This is a genomic window from Polymorphospora sp. A560, from assembly GCF_045781765.1.
GTDB classification, from domain to species: Bacteria; Actinomycetota; Actinomycetes; order Mycobacteriales; family Micromonosporaceae; genus Polymorphospora; species Polymorphospora lycopeni.
In genome coordinates, this window is sequence record NZ_CP122282.1 from 2,459,736 (window position 1) to 2,476,729 (window position 16,994).

General features: G+C 69.9%; 14 protein-coding genes and 1 pseudogene. 6 read left to right on the forward strand and 9 right to left on the reverse strand.

What is annotated here, in order from left to right; translation table 11 throughout:
• Positions 1 to 807: 807 nt before the first annotated feature.
• A complete protein-coding gene (locus QCD66_RS11205; RefSeq protein ID WP_407567112.1) occupies positions 808 to 1,278 on the reverse strand; it encodes an Hsp20/alpha crystallin family protein in 471 nt (156 codons plus the stop codon).
• A 435-nt stretch (positions 1,279 to 1,713) separates the two neighbouring features.
• Here QCD66_RS11205 and QCD66_RS11210 point away from each other — a divergent pair, with 435 nt between their 5' ends.
• From QCD66_RS11210 to QCD66_RS11225, 4 genes and pseudogenes are all read left to right on the forward strand, one after another.
• Positions 1,714 to 1,938, forward strand: coding sequence for a winged helix-turn-helix domain-containing protein (locus QCD66_RS11210; protein ID WP_375735489.1), 225 nt, complete (start codon positions 1,714 to 1,716; stop codon positions 1,936 to 1,938).
• Between the two features lie 179 nt (positions 1,939 to 2,117).
• Entirely contained in the window at positions 2,118 to 3,827 is a 1,710-nt protein-coding gene (locus QCD66_RS11215; protein WP_375735490.1) for an IS1634 family transposase, read from the forward strand.
• Between the two features lie 400 nt (positions 3,828 to 4,227).
• A pseudogene (locus QCD66_RS11220) lies at positions 4,228 to 4,584 on the forward strand (transposase); the annotation flags it as partial.
• A gap of 113 nt (positions 4,585 to 4,697) precedes the next feature.
• Positions 4,698 to 5,312: a transposase gene (locus QCD66_RS11225; RefSeq protein WP_375735491.1), complete on the forward strand. Its 615-nt coding sequence runs from the start codon at positions 4,698 to 4,700 to the stop codon at positions 5,310 to 5,312.
• Between the two features lie 97 nt (positions 5,313 to 5,409).
• On the opposite strand, the gene QCD66_RS11230 is transcribed toward QCD66_RS11225, so the two are convergent.
• From QCD66_RS11230 to QCD66_RS11240, 3 genes are read right to left on the reverse strand one after another with little or no spacing between them, the layout of a single operon-like run.
• On the reverse strand, positions 5,410 to 5,799 hold the full coding sequence (locus QCD66_RS11230; RefSeq protein WP_375735492.1) for a RidA family protein: 390 nt from the start codon (positions 5,797 to 5,799) through the stop codon (positions 5,410 to 5,412).
• Between the two features lies 1 nt (position 5,800).
• Positions 5,801 to 6,934, reverse strand: coding sequence for a M24 family metallopeptidase (locus tag QCD66_RS11235; protein ID WP_375735493.1), 1,134 nt, complete (start codon positions 6,932 to 6,934; stop codon positions 5,801 to 5,803).
• Between the two features lie 5 nt (positions 6,935 to 6,939).
• Positions 6,940 to 7,926, reverse strand: a complete 987-nt coding sequence (locus tag QCD66_RS11240) for an amidohydrolase family protein (protein WP_364222649.1) — start codon at positions 7,924 to 7,926, stop codon at positions 6,940 to 6,942.
• Between the two features lie 95 nt (positions 7,927 to 8,021).
• Between QCD66_RS11240 and QCD66_RS11245 the strand changes: the two genes are divergently transcribed.
• Positions 8,022 to 9,005, forward strand: coding sequence for a LysR family transcriptional regulator (locus tag QCD66_RS11245; protein WP_375735494.1), 984 nt, complete (start codon positions 8,022 to 8,024; stop codon positions 9,003 to 9,005).
• 15 nt (positions 9,006 to 9,020) lie between these two features.
• Here the strand turns inward: QCD66_RS11245 and QCD66_RS11250 are convergent, their stop codons facing one another.
• A complete protein-coding gene (locus QCD66_RS11250; RefSeq protein ID WP_375735495.1) occupies positions 9,021 to 10,442 on the reverse strand; it encodes an aldehyde dehydrogenase family protein in 1,422 nt (473 codons plus the stop codon).
• A gap of 93 nt (positions 10,443 to 10,535) precedes the next feature.
• Between QCD66_RS11250 and QCD66_RS11255 the strand changes: the two genes are divergently transcribed.
• Positions 10,536 to 11,219: an SDR family NAD(P)-dependent oxidoreductase gene (locus QCD66_RS11255; RefSeq protein WP_375735496.1), complete on the forward strand. Its 684-nt coding sequence runs from the start codon at positions 10,536 to 10,538 to the stop codon at positions 11,217 to 11,219.
• Here QCD66_RS11255 and QCD66_RS11260 read toward each other — a convergent pair.
• From QCD66_RS11260 to QCD66_RS11275, 4 genes are all read right to left on the reverse strand, one after another.
• Positions 11,188 to 12,567, reverse strand: a complete 1,380-nt coding sequence (locus tag QCD66_RS11260; protein WP_375735497.1) for a DHA2 family efflux MFS transporter permease subunit — start codon at positions 12,565 to 12,567, stop codon at positions 11,188 to 11,190. The two genes, QCD66_RS11255 and QCD66_RS11260, sit on opposite strands and share 32 nt — an antisense overlap.
• Positions 12,568 to 12,619: 52 nt before the next feature.
• Positions 12,620 to 13,465: an amidohydrolase family protein gene (locus tag QCD66_RS11265; RefSeq protein ID WP_375735498.1), complete on the reverse strand. Its 846-nt coding sequence runs from the start codon at positions 13,463 to 13,465 to the stop codon at positions 12,620 to 12,622.
• A gap of 84 nt (positions 13,466 to 13,549) precedes the next feature.
• The gene (locus QCD66_RS11270) at positions 13,550 to 15,265 is read right to left on the reverse strand and encodes a thiamine pyrophosphate-dependent enzyme (protein WP_407567113.1); all 1,716 of its coding nucleotides are present in this window, start codon (positions 15,263 to 15,265) and stop codon (positions 13,550 to 13,552) included.
• Between the two features lie 96 nt (positions 15,266 to 15,361).
• Positions 15,362 to 16,939: an ABC transporter substrate-binding protein gene (locus QCD66_RS11275; RefSeq protein ID WP_375735500.1), complete on the reverse strand. Its 1,578-nt coding sequence runs from the start codon at positions 16,937 to 16,939 to the stop codon at positions 15,362 to 15,364.
• Positions 16,940 to 16,994 lie beyond the last annotated feature (55 nt).

A 16,994-nucleotide genomic window follows, 5' to 3' on the forward strand; every position in this document is an offset into this window, starting at 1 on the left:
TCCGTGAGCAGGCGCACCTGACCCGGCACGAGTACGGCCAGATTGCCCAGGGTGGCCACTGTGTCACTGCACGCTGTTTCGGGGGCGGAAGGGCAGGGCCTGACCACTCGTGCCGGATCGGGTGGCCGCCGCCACCCGACCCGCATGGCAGGCTCAAATAGATCATCGGCTGGGCCAGCTCGAAACTGCGCGCCCGGCTGCCGCCGACCGCTGGACCGGGCTCGTCCTGGCCGCACCGAGCTGCGCCTCGCCGCCGTCGCCGACCTCCGCCGTTGGCCGTTGGCCGTAGGGCAGCGCTGTCAGGCGGTAGCCCCGATGGGCCGAGGGACGACGATGATCGCGGCTGTTGATCCGGCGGCGATGGTCGACGTTCGAGGCCCTCTCCATGGAGATTGAGCCGCTAGGCTGTGGCATGTGTACCCGTTTGGTGTACAAATGCGACACTTGGGGATTCGAGCCCCCTCGGACACATACTGTTACCCCACAGTAATCAGCCTCAGGCTTGGGCTCATCCCAGATGGTGAAGGGCTGGCCTGTGAGAACTCTCCTTGTTCTGTGAACCCGTGTGGCCGCACCGGCTGCTCGTGGATCACCGTGCCCTGAGCAGTACCTCCGCCCGCAACCACGCGTCGATCACGTGCGCGAACGGCCGTCTGGGCCCGTTCCTGCTCTCCAACCGCCCGCGGGCCGCCACCTGTTTGCTGGGTCAATGCGCAGATCGAGCACCAACTCACGGACAGGGCGCGTCTTCGGGCTGGCGGGGGCGAGAGGAACCTCTCGCCCCCGGCCGTGGCGGTGTGGAGGTGGTCAGGACTTGGTGAGGGCGGGCGTCGCGGAACCTTCGACGACCTCGTGCCGGCGGCCGTCGGTGGCGGTGATCGCGATACGGCGCGGCTTGGACGCCTCGGCGAGCGGGATCGTCAGGGTGAGGACTCCGTCCTGCCAGGTCGCGGCGATCTTGTCGAGGTCCAGCCCGTCGCCCAGGGCGATCCGCCGCTCGAAGGTGCCGGTCGGTCGTTCGCGTCGGACCCACTGCACGTCGTCGTCGGTGCGGGCGGAACGCTTGGCGCGGATCGTCAGTACCCGCCGGTCGACGTCGACCTGCACCGAGCCGGGATCGACGCCGGCGAGGTCGCAGTGCAGGACGTAGTGGTCACCGGAGCGGTAGAGATCCAGCGGCATCGCCTGGGTAGCGGCGCCTGCGATGGCCGTACCGGTACCGAACACCTGACCGGCGACGCGGTCGAACTCGCGGAAAGGATCGAAAGTCAGCACCACGGATACCTCCTCCAGAGCCGTCCGCCGGGCCTTCCGGCGGACACGTGGCACTCGGCCAAAGATCGATTCTGCCGAGCCACTGCAGGCTTCCCGCGGTGCATCACCGCGATCGACCAGCAGCGACAGTTCTTATTTAGCACTCTCCACAGCCGACTGCCAAGTCCTACACGAAGATCCACTCTGGCTGCCCCGAAGACGCCCGCCGCCCAGGCACAGAGATCAGGTGACCCGATACGGGGCTACTCGCCCAGGTTGAGCAAGAATCAGTCGGCGGCGGCCCGACGGGCGGTGAGCCGACAAACGGAACCTGCGGGCGGCACGACCCTCAGGTGGCCTGCGACCGGGCTGTTTCGGTCACCACCAAAAAAGTACTAGGCGCGCTATTAAGAGCAAAAAGATATCTAACCGGTCATCCAAGCTGGGAGTAACCGCACCATGAGCATCACGCCGCTGTACACGCGGATCGTCGACGACATCCGTGCCCGGATCGCCTCCGGCGATCTGGAACCGGGCGACCAGTTGCCGTCCGCCGCCGCACTGCAACGGCAGTACAAGGTCAGCAGCACCGTCGTCCGCTCAGCGATGCTTACGCTACGCGGAGAGGGCCTCATCGAGGGACACCAAGGCAAGGGAACCTACGTCCGCAAGCCCGCCGATTGACCCCGGGTTCCACAGATAATCGGGGTCCTGCGACACGTCTGCTGGTCCTGTCGCTGGTCAGGGCGTTGTGGTCTAGCGGAAGCGTCGAGAATCCCTAGTGACACGGATTGTGGGATCACCGGTAGTGACGTGGGGCTTCCTCTTGGTGTCCTAGTGGCTGATCGCTAGGGTCGCTGATCGTGTATGTGAAGCGTTCGACCCGGCGGATGGCGGACGGCCGGACGGTGGGCTATCTGCAGCTGGCCCACAACGAGTGGGATCCGGTGGCGAAGGTGTCGCGGACGAAGGTGCTGTACTCCTTCGGCCGGGAGGACCAGTTGGATGTCGCGGGGATCCGGCGGCTGGTCGCGGCGCTGTGCCGGCTGTTGGAGCCGGGCGAGACGCTGACGGCAACCACCCCGGCGGACCTGCGGTTCATCGACTCCCGCGCGTTGGGCGGGGCGTACACGCTGGACGGACTGTGGCGTGCGCTGGGCATCGACGCGGCGATGCGGCGGCTGCTGGCCGACACGCGGATGGAGCCGCGGGTTGAGCGGATCTTGTTCGCGCTGGTGGCGAACCGCGCACTGGCCCCGTCGTCGAAGCTGGCCGCGACCCGCTGGATCGAGCACGACGTCGTGATCGACGGCCTGGATCTGCCCGTGGTCGACGAATCCTGCTACCGGGCGATGGACTGGCTGATCAACGCCGAGCCGGCACTGGGGCGGATCGTGTTCGACAACACCGCCGACCTGCTGAATTTGGAGGTGGACCTGCTGTTCTTCGACACGACCTCCACCTACTTCGAGACCGCCGACGCCGACGTGCCGGTGGCCCGCGACGAGCGGGGCGTGCGGGTCGGCGACGGCGACCCGGCGGTGAAGGAGACCGGGTTTCGGACCTGGGGCAGGTCGAAGGACTCCCGGGGCGACCTGCCGCAGATCGTGGTCGGGATGGCCGTCACCGGCGACGGCATCCCGGTCAGATGTTGGGCCTGGCCCGGCAGTACGGCGGACAGCGCCCTGATCCGTCAGGTGCGCGACGACATGCGGGACTGGTCGCTGTCGCGGATCGTATGGGTCGCCGACCGCGGGTTCACCTCCGAGCAGAACCGGCGCTACCTGCAAAAGGCCGGCGGTCACTACATCCTGGGCGAGAAGCTGCGCGGCGGCACGCCCGAGGCCGACGCCGCGCTGTCGCGGCAGGGCCGCTACCGGCACGTCGCGGACAACCTGCAGGTCAAGGAAGTGCGACTGTCCGGCGACCTGACCGACGACCGATTCGTGATCTGTTTCAATCCCGAGGCCGCCGGCCGCGACGCCGCGATCAGGGCCCGCATGGTCGCGATCCTGGAAGAGATGATCGACGGCTCGGACAAGCTCGGCCGAGACAAGCGCGCCGAGCTACGCGGTGTCATCTCCACCAAACCCGGCCTGAAACGCTACCTGCGCACCACCCCGGGCGGGCTGCTGCGCATCGACAAGAAGGCCGTCGAGGCCGAGGCCAACCTGGACGGCAAGTTCCTACTGCGCTGCTCCGACCCGAAACTGTCGGCCGAGGACATCGCCCTGGGCTACAAGCAACTCCTCGAGGTCGAACGCGGCTGGCGGGACATGAAATCGATCATCGACCTGCGGCCGGTCTACCACCGCGCCGAGGACCGCATCCGCGCCCACGTCCTGCTGTGCTGGCTCGCCCTGCTACTCATCCGCGTCACCGAGACCCGCACCGGGCAGACCTGGCCCGCGGTCCGTGACGAACTCCAGCGCCTTCACCTGGGCACATTCACCGGCCCGGCCGGCTCCTTCCGCCAACGCACCGAACTCACCACCAGCCAGAGAAAGATCCTCACCGCCCTCGGCCTGCCCGAGCCCCGCCGCGTCTTCGAGGCCACCCCCGCAACCTCCTGACCAGCACGAACACCCCGGCCTAGTGACACACCCCGCCACCGGGCCAACCCACGTTTTCCCAGGTCAATCCGCGATTTCGCGGACTAGCCAGCCACTTGATCTGTGGAACCCCGGACGCAGCCTCATTGGGGGAGTATCGATTCCACGATCTACCAAGGGGTCGTGGCTCCTCGGTGAGTGTCGGGGGACGGCTTCGTTGCCGCGCCGCTTGACGGCCAGTTTGAGTTCGGCCGCCCCTGACACACCGAGGCCTCCGGACCGGCATCAAGGGACACGCCCCAGCGAGGGCCGAACAATGAGAACCCGGCACGGCGGGGCCTCGCCATCGGAGCCAACCGCGTAAGGACGAAGGACACAGCGATGATGTGCATCGGCTGGGACTGGGCCAGCACAACAGGCCCTGACCGCAGCCCTCGACCGGCTCGCCCGCCACGGCGATCCCACCGAGCTACCGGTGATCATCGAACGCCCCGACGGATTCGTCGTCGATCGACTGCTCGCTGCGGGACATCCCGTCTTCCCCGTGCACCCCACCGCGTTCAACGCCGCTCGTCCTCGCTGGGGCGCCTCCGGCGCCAAGTCCGGCCCCGGCGACAGCTACAAACTCGCCGACTACCTACGCACCGACGGCCATCGACTGCGCCGGCTGCAACCGGCCGACCACGGCCTGAGCGCACTCCAATGTCTCACCCGGCAACGGGAAGACCACGTCCGCGCCCGCACCGCCGCCACCAACCAGCTCGCCGCCCTGCTGGACGCACACTGGCCCGGACCCCGCAAACTCTTCCAATCCTGGCCTCGCCCATCGCGCTGGCGTTCCTCAGCGACTACCCCACGCCACAGACAGCCCACCGCCTGGGCGAGGCCCGGATGTACGCCTTCCTGCGCCGCGACTCCTACCGAGGCGGCAAGACAGCAACCGAACTGCTGCAGCGGCTACGCAGCGCACCCACCACCGCAACAGCCCTGCCCACAGCCACCCTCACCGCGATGATCCACGCCCAGGTCCAACTGCTACGCGCTCTGCAGGCCATCGAGAAGCTGATCAAGGAAATCATCGCGGTCCACCCACGAGCCCAACTCCTCACCGCCCTACCCGGCGTCGGCCAGATCAACCTGGCACAACTACTCGCCGAGGTCGGACCGATCCTCATGCGCGTCGGCACCGCCGAGCAGGCCGCCGCTGAATGCGGCACCACCCCAGTGACCAAGGCCTCCGGAAAGGTCCGCGGGGTCTACTTCCGCTGGGCAGCCAACACCCGAGCCCGCACCGCGATCACCACATTCGCGCACAACGCCCGACTCCAGTCACCCTGGGCCGCCAAGCTCTACACCGACGCCCGAGCACGCGGCAAACGCAACCCACACGCCGTCCGTATCGTCGCCCGCGCATGGCTACGCGTCATCTGGGCATGCTGGCACACCAACACGCCCTACAACCCCACGCAGCACCGCGCCGCCCAAGCCCTCACCCCAACAACTTGACTCAGGGAACTCAAGCGCTACATCAGCAGGCAACTCTTCCGCACGCTGACCAGCGCACATCCAGCGCCAAGCACCACTTGACAACTATAGAAGCATCTCATTCAATGGCCGCGGTCATCAGGATGTGGATGATCATGCCCATGCCCAGCGGCATGATGTGCGTGTTACGGGCGGGGCGGTCGTCGTCGTGTGGAAACATCGCGACCCACTCGGCGTGTACCAGTGGGCGGTACTCGTCGGCGGCGAGGTTGAAGATCACCATCCCGATGTCGTCCGTACTCCCGCCGGCGTTTTCCACGATCGTGCGCATGTGCTGGAAGGCCAGTGCGACCTGGCGGGCCGGGTCCTCGGGGATGCGTTGGGTCTGCGGGTCCAGTCCGTGGATGCCGCTGGAGAAGACCAGTTGGCCGATCCGGACCCCCATCGGGATCGGCATGGTGCCGTGCGCGACTCCGGGAACGTCGATGACCTGCCGGCGCCTGCCCATCTCAGACCGCCACCAGGTCACGGTGGTACCGGTTGAGGCTCCGGCCGCCGCCCGGCGTGCAGACGAAGACGTCCTCGACCCGTGCGCCGACCCGACCGGGCCAGAAGATCGACGGTTCGATGGTGAAGGTCATGCCCTCCCGCAGTACCGTGTGGTCCTCATCGGAAATGAACGGTCGCTCGTGCGTGTCCAGCCCGATGCAGTGCCCCGTGCGGTGGCGGAACCAGTCGCCGTAGCCGGCGTTGACGATGACCTGCCGGGTGGCGTGGTGTACCTGCGCGGCGGTGTTTCCGGGTACTGCCATGGCGATCCCGGCGGCCTGTGCGGCGATCACCGTCTCGTAGGCCCGGCGGTACTCCGCACTCGGCTCGCCGATGTGCACTGTGCGGCCGAAGTCGGAGCAGTAGCCGTCGACGACGGTGCCGAAGTCGAAGGAGATTCCCAGCCCGGCGACGAGAGCCTTGCCGCTGACCCGGGTGGAGGCGTCCCGGCCGTCGCCCGGCCCCATCGCGAAGACGCCAGTGTCGAAGGACGGGGTACGCCCGCCGTGCATCCGCAGGAGCAGGTCGACCTCGCTGGCGATCTCCAGTTCGGTGACGCCCACCGCGACCTTCGGGGTGATCTCGGCCATTACCCGGTCGCAGATCAGGCTGGCCCGCTCCATCGCCGCCAGTTCCTCCGCGGATTTGATCCTCCGGAGCCCGTTCAGCAGGGGGTCGAGGTCGGCGAGCCGGACCTGGGGCAGCGCGTCGAGGATCCGTACCGCGGTCGCCCCGAAGGTGCGGGCGGCGATGCCGACCGTGCGCGGGCCGTGCTTGCGCAGCAGCCCGGCGAAGATCGCAGTGGCGTCGTCGGCGTTGGCGACGGAGACGACGTCCCCGTCGATAGCGGCCGGCAGGTTGAACGCCGCGTAGCCCTGCGGGATCAGGTAGACCGGTTCGGCGTCGGGCCGGAAGAAGGCACCGGCGATCCACTGGTTGGCGTACTCAGAGTTGCCGAACGAGGCGATCTTGCGGGGAAAGCCGGTCAGGTACTCCAGGTCACCGGAGGGCGGGCAGAAGGCGAGGTCGATGCCGTGCTCACGAAGGGCGCTGGAGAAGGCGGCCCGGCGGCCGGGGTGGTCGAGGCTGGACACGGTGTTCACCTCGTCCAGCGAGGGAAGACAGCCTGCGCGTTGTCGTGGAAGATCGCGTCGCGTTGGCCGTTGGTGAGCCAATCGACCGCCTCGATCACTGGTTTCAGATCGTCCAGGTTGCGCCCCACCTGCGGGTCGTAGCCCGAACCGATGCCGGGCGCTTCGGTGGCGAACAGGCAACGGTCCGGCCCGACCACCTTGAGCAGCAGTTCCAGTGCGTCCGGGCTGTACAGGACGGTGTCGAAGTAGAGCCGGCGCAGGCTCTCCTCGAACGGTTCGCCCTTCTTCTGGAGCCGCTGCGCGCGCCACCGCCCGATCTGGTACGGGATCGAGCCGCCGCCGTGCGCGACGATCAGCCGCAGGCCCGGGAAGTCGGTGAACACCCGGGACTCCACAAGGGACAGGATCGCGATGCTCTCTTCGGTGATGAAGTGGTTGGAGTACGACTCTCGGGGGTTGCTGCAGGCCGCGCTGTGGATCAGTGCCGGTACGTCCAGATCGACCATCTTCTGGTAGAGCGGGTACCACCACTCGTCGCCGAGCGGCGGGGTGGCGTAGTCGCCCTCGCCCGGGTCGGGGTTGATGACGCAGCCGACGAAGCCCAGTTCGGTGACGCAGCGTTCCAGTTCGGCGACCACGTTCGCCGGGCTCACCCCGGCGGACTGGGGGAGGCCCGCGACGCCGACGAAGGTGTCGGGGTACGCCGACACCTGCTGGTGGATCATGTCGTTGACGTGCTCGGTGTACCAATGGACGATTTTGTCAGGTTTCTGGGAGTGCATCATTGCGAACGGGCGCGGCGAGATGAACTGTGTGTCGATGCCTAGTTTGCCCAGTAGCTCGCGGTGCGCGTCGGACGCCGTCAGCACCTCCTCGGCAGAGCAGGCGGGGCGTCCCTTGCCGTGGAATCCCTTGCTCGCGATGAGCTGGGCCTGGTAGGCGTACAGCGCCAGCGGCGCGCTGATGTGGCCGTGCACGTCGATGATCCGCATGGGGTCGAACGTAGGAACAGCCCCGTACGCAGGTCCAACGCAGGCTGCCGATGTGACCCATCGGCGAGTCCGATGGTAGGCCCTACGCTGCGAAGATGGCGGACCTCAGGCACTACCGCTACTTCGTCGAGATTGCCCAGCGGGGCAGCTTCACCGCCGCGTCGGCGTCCCTGCACGTGACCCAGTCGGCGTTGAGCGAACAGATACTGCTGTTGGAGCGGCAGCTCGGCTGCCGGCTGTTCGACCGGGGCCGGCACGGCGCGCGGTTGACCTCGCACGGCGAGGCCCTGTTCGACCAGGCCATGCTGCTGCTGAGCGTGGCCAACGACCTGGAGCAGTCGGCGCGCTCGCTCCAGCGGCGGCAGAGCCGTCCGCTGCGCATCGGTGCGACCATGGGGCCGCTGCTGATCTGGCTGCCGGAGGCGCTGTCCAGGCTGAGTCAGGGTAACCAGCGACTGGACGTGCGCATCGAGGACATCACGACAGCGGAGATCTTTCTGAGGATCAGCATCGGTCAGCTCGACCTCGGTATCGCCAGCGTCGGTGACAGCGGGCTGTCTGTCGGCTCCGGTTCCGGTGTGGAGACGCACCGGCTCTTCGAGGACGACTGGGTGATCATGGTGCCGGCCGGGCACCCGTTCGCCGAGGACGTCGCGGTGCCGCTGTCCGCGCTGCGGGACGAGCAGTTGATTCTCTTCCCCAAGTACTCCGCGCTGCGGATGGTGCTCGACGAGTTGTTCACCCGTTCCGGGGTGTCCCTCACCCCGGCGATCGAGACCGGCTGGCTGGAGATGGCGGTCCGCTTCGTCGAGGTGGGCATGGGGGTGGCGGTCGTGCCCCGGGCGGTGACCCTGCTGCCGTACCGGGACGTGCGGGTGGTGGAGATCGACGAGGCGCACGTACCGCGCCGCGTGCTGACCGCGTTGTACCGTTCCGACACTCCGCGCCGCGGCACCATCGAGAAGCTGCTCAGCCTGGCCCGCGATCACATGCCCTCGGACGACACCTGGCCGGCCCTGTCCGGCAGCGCCTTCACCCCGCTGCACACCCCGTCCGATGACGGGTCGACTCGGCGGTGATTCCCGCGCCGCGGGTTACCCGCCCATGACGACGGAGGTCGGCTCGGTGAGGAACGCCCTGCTGAACTCCCCGCCCTCGCGCCCGACCCCGGACCGCCGGTAGCCGCCGAACGGGGCCCGCCAGTCGCGAACCCCGAACGTGTTGACCCACACGATGCCGGCGTGCAGCCGCGCGGCGACCCGGTGTGCCCGGCCGGTGTCGCCGGTGAACAGCGACGCGGACAATCCGTACACCGAATCGTTGGCCAGTGCGACCGCCTCGTCCTCGGTGTCGAACGGGGCGGCGACCACGACCGGGCCGAAGATCTCCTCCCGGTGGGCGCGGGCGTCCGGGGCGAGCCCGACGGCGACCGTGGGGCGTACGAACCAGCCGTCCGGTCCGGCGCCGCCGGTGACGATCTCGCCGCCGTCCACGGCGACGGTCTCCAGGTAACCGAGGACCTGTTCGTGCTGTTCCCGACTGACCAGCGGGCCGAGCGCGGTCCGTGGGTCCATCGGGTCGCCCAGCCGCAGTTCGCGTGCGCCGGCCACGACCGCGGTGTGGACGGTGTCGAAGACCTCCCGTTGGAGGTAGAGGCGGGTCGCCGCCACGCAGATCTGTCTGGAGTTGCCGAACGCGCCACGCACCGAAAGCTCGGCCGCCCGGTCCAGGTCGGCGTCGGCGAAGATGATGTTGGCGGCCTCGCCGCCACACTCCATCTGCACCGGGGGCAGCCGGGTGCCGGTGGCCGCGGCCACCGCCGCACCGGCCGCGCTCGTGCCGGTGAACGTGACCCGGTCGGCCAGCGGGGAACCGACCAGGCGCTCACCCACGCCACCGGGACCGTACCCGTGCACGACATTGAGTACGCCGGGCGGGATGCCGGCTGTCAGGGCGAGTTCGGCGATCCGGGTCGCCGACTCGGGGGTTTGCTCGGCTGGTTTGAGTACCACGGTGTTTCCCCAGGCCAGAGCAGGTCCGATCTTGGACACCGCGAGAGGCACCGGGAAGTTCCACGGGGTGACGGCGACGACCACGCCGGCGGGCGGGTACCTGCTGTAGATGTGCAGGCCGTCGTCGCGTGGATAGGTCGAGGCGGCCGACAGCCGGGCCAGGTCGGCGTGGTCGCGCAGCTCCTGCGCGGCAGCGCCGATCTCGTATCCGGCCACGGCGGCGTACGGCTTGCCGGCATCCCGGGTATCCCGCCGGGCCAGCTCGTCGGCGTGTGCGTCGAGCAGGTCGGCGAGTCGGTGCAGCGCGGCACTGCGCCGTGCCTGCGGCAGCTCGGGCCAGGGTCCGTCGTCGAAGGCGCGGCGGGCGGCGGCCAGCGCGGCGTCGGCGTCGGCGTCGCCGCCCAGGGCGACCCGCGCCCACGGCGCCCGCCCGATACTGACGAACGTCTCTCCGTTGGCGGACGGCACGAGGTGGCCGTCGATGACATGGGTGATCTTCTCCATCGAACGTCACGCTAGGACCGGTGACGGGGCGTCCAACCGGTGGCGGCGATCGAAGCCATCGGGTCCGCCGATCCGCGCCGTTACGGTGGCCGGATGCGACTGGATGAGGCTGTCTGTCTGGTGACCGATCCGGGTGGGGCGATCGGCGCGGCCGTCGTGGCCGAGGTCGAGCGCGCCGGAGCCCGGGTGGTGGGCGTCGACGACCTGTGGAGTGGGGCGGGGCGGGCCCGCCTCGCGACCCTCGACGGGGTGACCCACGCGGTGTTCACCGGCGCGCCGAGTGTGGCGCTTCCACTGGCCGAGGTGACCGAAGCGGACTGGGACCGAGCCGTGACCGCCGGACCGGTCGCCGCATTCGAGCTGCTGCGGGCGCTGTGCCCGCGGCTGCCGGCCGGCGGCGCGGTGGTGACCGTGGTGTCGGTGGCGGGCAAGTCGGCGCGGAATTCGGAGGTCACCGTCTACAGCGCGGCCGAGGCGGCGGTGTTGTCCCTGACCCGTTCGTTCGCCAACGCCTACGCCGCCGCCGGGGTGCGGGTCAACGCCGTGTGCACCGGCGTCATCGGCACCCCGGCCAATGACGCCTACCTGCGCGAGGTGGCCGCCGGGCGCGGGGTGGGCGTGGCCGAGTTGACCGCTACCCGGCTCGGTGCGGTGCCGATGGGGCGGACCGGGACGCTCGCCGAGGTGGCCTCGACGGTGCGTTTTCTGCTGTCCGCCGACGCCGGCTTCGTCACCGGCCAGTCGATCAACGTGACCGGCGGCTTCCAGCAGCAGTGAGCGGTGTCCGCCCGGCCGGTCGGGTGACCCTGGTCAGCGCGTACGCGCCGCAGCCCGCCGCCGCGTTCACCGCGATCACCGCCCACCAGGCGGGCCCCACGCCGCCCGCGGCGAGATCCATCAGCACGGCGGCCACCGCCACGCCCATCGCGCCGCCGATCCGGTTCACGATGTTGATCTGGGGGGCGGCGCTGGACACCTCCGCCGGCCGGATCGCGGCGTAGGCGGCGGCCTGTAGCCCGACGAACACCATCCCGGTGCCGACGCCGCGGACCAGCAGGAGCGCGACCAGCGGACCATCGGGCACCCGGCCCGGCCAGATCGCCATCGGCAGCGTGGTGACCAGCATCGCGAGCAGCCCCCAACCGGCGGTGCGGGCCGGGCCGAACCGGTCCATGGTCCACCGGGCCAGCGGCATGGCCAGTCCGGCCCCGGCCCCCTGGGCGGCGAGCAGTGCCCCGGCGGTGGTGACGCTCATCCCGCGTAGCGAGAGCATCTCCAGGGGCAGGACGATCATCGAGGCATAGAACGTGAATCCGAACAGGGTGTGCGTTCCGAGCGCCAGCGCGAACGGCCGGCGCTGATACATGCCCAGGTCGAGGACGGGGCGGGCATGCCGCCGGGTGTGCCGGACGAACAGCGGCAACAGCACCAGCCCGGTCCCCACACAGGCCGCGGCGGCGAGCCGCCAGGCGAGATCCTGACGGGCCACCGAGGAGAGGCCGAAGACGAGCGTGGCGACGCAGACCGCGCCGAGTAGCGCGCCACGCCGGTCCAGCGGCTCCGCGCGTTCCGCCGGGGTCGTCGCGGGCAGCCACCGCAGCGACGCGGCCAGGGCTGTCAGGGCGACCGGAGCGGACAGCAGGAAGACTCCGCGCCAGCCGAAGGCGCCCACCATCAGCCCGCCCAGCGTCGGACCGAAGACCGGTGCCACCGCCACCGGCGCGCCGCTGACCACCAGGGCCCGCCCCATCTGCTGTGGACCTGTCGTCCGGGCCAGCAGCATCTGGCCGACCGGCACGATCAGGCCTGTGCCGATGCCCTGGACCGCGCGGAACGTGAGCAGTGCGGGCAGGTTCCAGGCCAGGCTGCAACTGACCGACCCGAACGCGAACAGCAGCAGTGCGAGCAGCCAGATCCGGCGTTCGCCGTGGCGGCGGACCGCCCAACCGGCGATCGGCAGCACACCCGCGATCGCCAGGGAGTAGCCGGCCACCACCCAGCCGACCGCGGTGATCGAGGCGTCGAGTTGGAGCGCGAGGTCGGGGACGGCGATGTTCACGACGGTGGTGTCCAACACCACGATGGTCGAGCCGAGCGTGACGGTGTAGATGACCGTCTTCTTCACGGGCTGTTGCTCACCGCAGCACCCGTCCGCCGTTCGGTCCGAGTTCGGGCGGTCACCTCGGGTCCAGTCCGAACAACCGGGCCGCGTTGCCGTACAGCACGTTCGCCAGTACGTCGCCGGGCAGGTCGAAGGACAGGTAGCGGCGGACCGTCGCGTCCACCGGGCAGAACGGGTAGCCGGTGGCGAACAGGAACCGGTCGGCGAGGAAGGTCCGCATGGCCAGCACGTAGTCCGGCTCGCCCGGCAGGCCCGGAAAGTACACGTCGGGCAGCATCCACACGTTGGGTCGGCGGAACGCCACACCCAGCGCGGCCTGCGTCAGGGGCCACCCGCCGTGCACGTTGACCAGTGGCAGGTCAGGAAAGTCGATGGCCACCCGCTCGAACCGCGCCGGGTCGCTGAACGTCAGGTCCGGACCGGTCTCGCCGCCGCCCATCAGCAGCACGGGCAGCCCGATCGCCTGGCACGCCTCGTAGACCGGGCGGATCGCCGGGTCGTCGACGTAGGCGGGTTCGTCGGCGATGCCCGGTTCCAGGACGACGGCGCGGGCGCCACGCTCGCGCAGCCGGGCGATCTCCTCGGCGGCGCCGACGGCGAACGGGTCGACGGCGGCGTAGGGGAAGAAGAAGTCCGGGTGCTGCGCGCAGGCGTCGAAGACCGGCTCGTTGCCCTGCCCGCCCCACCACCTGTTGGGTACCCGGGCGGGCAGTCCGGCCCGCACGATGCCGGCGTCGGCGCATTCGGCGAGGTAGCCCATCAGGCTCGGCTCCCGCATGCTGGCGGTCGGTTGCCAGCCGCGCGCGTGGACGTTGCGCAGGGTCCGGTCGAGATTGACGTAGGTACGGTCAGCCAGGAACGCGGGGACCGGTGGCCGGCTGCGCGCGTCGATGATTCGCATGGTCAGGTCCGCAATCCGTAGTGGGGTCGCTGGTGCGGCTCGATAGCCGGCGGGTCGAACAGGTGGGTGGCGTTGCCGTCGAGCTCAGGACACTCGGACGGCGACCACCGCGGGCAGCCCCGCGTGGGTCTGCCGCAGCCCCTCGCCCAGCGCGTCGGCCACCTCTCCGGGGTGCTCCACATAGCACCCCCAGCCACCGGCGGCCCGCGCCTCCGCCGCGTAGTCCGGTGGCGGTTCGAACACACCGCCCGGAAAGCCCGCGCGTTCGGCGTACCCGCCGGGGTAGAACTGGCTGACCTGCCGGGTGCCGGTGCTGTACCGACCGTTGACGAACACCACCGCCAGGTACGGAGCGCCGGCCTGCCGGGCGGTCCACAGCGCGGCGTCGGGCGACCCGAACCGGTAGAAGCCGTCGCCGGAGGCGAGCACCACGTCCCGGTTGGGCGCGGCGAGTTTGGCGCCGAGCGCCGCGCCGGAGCCCCATCCGCCGCCGCTCCCGCTCTGCGCGAAGAAGCTGCCGGGCCGCTCGCCACGGTGGTGGGCGCGGACCGCCGGGGCGTTCGAGACGGCCTCGTCGAGCAGGATCGCGTCCGGGCCGAGCAGGCGGCCCAACTCGTACGCGACCCGCCGCGGGTCGACCGGGGTGCCCGTCGCGGCGAGCGCCTCGGCGTCGCGCCGGGCGTCCAGCGCTGCGCGTCGCCGGGCGCCCTCGGCGAGCCGGGCGTCCGCCGCGCGGCGGGTGGCCGGCGTGTGTGTCGCGGCCACCGCCGCGCGCAGGGCGGCCAGCCCGTGCCGGGTGGTGCAGGGGATTCGCAGGTCGGCTGGGTGCTCCACGACGGGGATGTCGGCCACCAGGACGTCCCGGCCCAGCCAGGCGACGGTGGCCCCGGGACCGGGGGCGTCCGGGCCACCGTCGGGCACCCAGGGGATGTGCCGGTCGATGACAAGGACCACATCCGCCTCGGCCAGGGTCGGGCCGGTGTCCAGCATCGGGTGACGGGAGGACAGGTTGAGCCGCTCCCGCCAGCCGGTGTCGGTGACCCAGGCGCCGCACTCCTCGACCAGTGCGGTGAGCAGCGGGACGGTCGCCTGGTCACGGCCGCTGGCACCGGTGACGATCATCGGGCACCGGGCCGCGGCGAGCCGGCCCGCCAACCGGTCGACGGCGGGCGGGTCGGGGTGGGTGGGGGTGGGCAGGCCCAGGCGCTCGAGGTCCGGATAGGGCAGCGCCGGCCCGCGGGCCATCACCACGTCGCGGGGCAGGGTGAGCAGGGCGGCGCCGCACGGCTCGCTGCGGGCCACCTGTAGCGCCCGGCTGACGACGAGGCCGGGGTTGTCCGTCGGGGACAGTCGCCAGTCCCACTTCAGGTACGGGCGAAAGATGGTGCGCTGGTCGACCGGCTCCTGAAGCCAGTAGACGGGGTGGTCGCGGGCGCCGCGCCAGGTGCCCGGCGGCGCGGTGGGCGGCGCGCCGGCCAGCACCAGCACCGGCTCACCGCAGCGGCGGGCGGTGTGCCAGGCGGCGCCCATGTTGAGGGTGCCGACGTCGGCGTGCGCGGCGACGGCGGCCACTCCGCCACCGGCCATCGCGAAGCCCATCGCGGCGTTCAGCCCGACCGCCTCGTGCAGCACCGGGACGAGCCGGGGTGCGGGCAGGCCGTGCGCCTCGCGTCGGGCGATCTCCTCCTGGAAGACCATCACGTCCGACCCGGAGGCGAAGAAGAGCACCCGGACGCCACCGGCGACCATCGCGCCGACCAGCGACTCGGCGACCTCGGTCAGGTCCTGTCCCACATTCACCTCATCACTGGCTGGTTGTCGACAGCACCGCACGGCATGGCGACGGTGAACCCCGTGCCGTCGCGGCCGGGCGCGGCCCTCGGCGACGGGCCCGGGTCAGGACTTCAACCGGGCGAAGTAGAAGCGCACCATCACGTTGTTGTCCATCGGCTCGTACTTGACGTCCCACTTCTCCAGGACCGGCTGGTAGATGCTGGGCCGCATGAGCCAGACCGCGACTTGGTCGGCGATGATCTCACCGAGGATCTCGTGGATGATCTCGGCCCGCTGGTTCTCGTCCTGGACGGTGCTGACCGAGGCGGTCAGGTCGTCGACCTTCTCGTTCGAGTAGTAGCCCCAGTTCGAGCCGCCCTTGTCCGCCCAGGCCGAGGTGACGTAGGCGCTCTTGAGCATCGCGGTCGGGTCGTTGGTGACCATGTTGACCGAGAGGAGGGCCAGGTCGTGCGCGGTCTCCGGGTTGCTCTGCAGCGAGACCATCTGCGGCCACGGGACGAAGGTCTGCTTCAGCGTCACGCCGAGCTCTTGGAGGTTCTGTTGCAGCAGCGTGCCGAAGAACTCGGCCCACGCCAGGCCCTTGATGCCCAGGTAGCTGACGGTGAACTTTCCGTCCGGGTAGCCGGCCTCGGCGAGCAGGCGCTTGGCCTGGTCGAGGTCGCGGGCCACGTCGGGGTACGGTGTGCCGAGCTTGCCGGCGTTGGCCGGGAGCGGGCCGTTGGCCGGGTACGCCTTGCCCTTGAAGTAGTCCAGATAGGACTGGTAGTCGAAGGCGAGCGCGATCGCCTTGCGTACCCGCACGTCGGCCGGTGGGCCGCTGGTCTGCTGGTTGAAGAAGACGGTCCGTACGCCGTACTGGGTCTGCTGGATCGTCTTGACCCCCGGGCACGCCGCGGCCTGGTCGGTCTGGTCGGGGCCGATGCCTCCGATCATGTCCACCTTGCCCTGGCACATGAGCTGCACGGCGGTGGTCGCATCCGGATCGGTGCGCAGGGTGACCGAGGTCGGCGTGCCCGGCTCGAACGGCCGCCAGTACTTGTCGTACGCCTTGAAGCGGATCTCGTTGGCGGTGTGCGAGACCAGCGTGTACGCCCCGGCCCCCGCCTCGTTCGTGGCGAACCAGTCCTTGGCCCACGGGTCGGCGGCCGTCTTGTGCGTGTCGATCGCCTTCTTCGACACGATCGGTAGTTTCGGCAGGATCCCCGGGAAGAACACGTCGGGCTGCTCGAGGGTGAACACCACCGTCCTGGTGTCCGGTGCGGTCACCGAGGCGATGTCCCTGGCCAGGTTGGCCGGGCCCTGGTTGATGGCCTGGATGCGCTCGATGCTGGTGCGTACGGCCTCGGCGTCCACCGGCGAGCCGTCGTGGAAGGTGGCGCCGTCGCGCAGGGTCAGGGTGTAGGTCCTGCTGTCCGCCGAGACCTTCCACTCGCTGGCGAGCGCGGCCTGGACGGTGATGCCGCCCGGCTCGTACTCCAGCAGGCTGTCGTAGGCCTGCCGGACGTACAGCGTGCCCTCGGAGGAGAACGCGATGTGCGGGTCGAGGGTCTTGGTCTGCGCGATGTTGGAGAACACCGCGGACACGTCGCTGTGGGCCTGGTCGGACGGGGGTGCGACCTCGGTACAACCGGCGACCAACGTACAACCGAGCAGGGCGACCATGGCATGTCGCAACTTCATGACGATTCCCCCAACGAGGCAGTCCCGTGAGCGGGTCAGCGGGGCTCAGAGAATT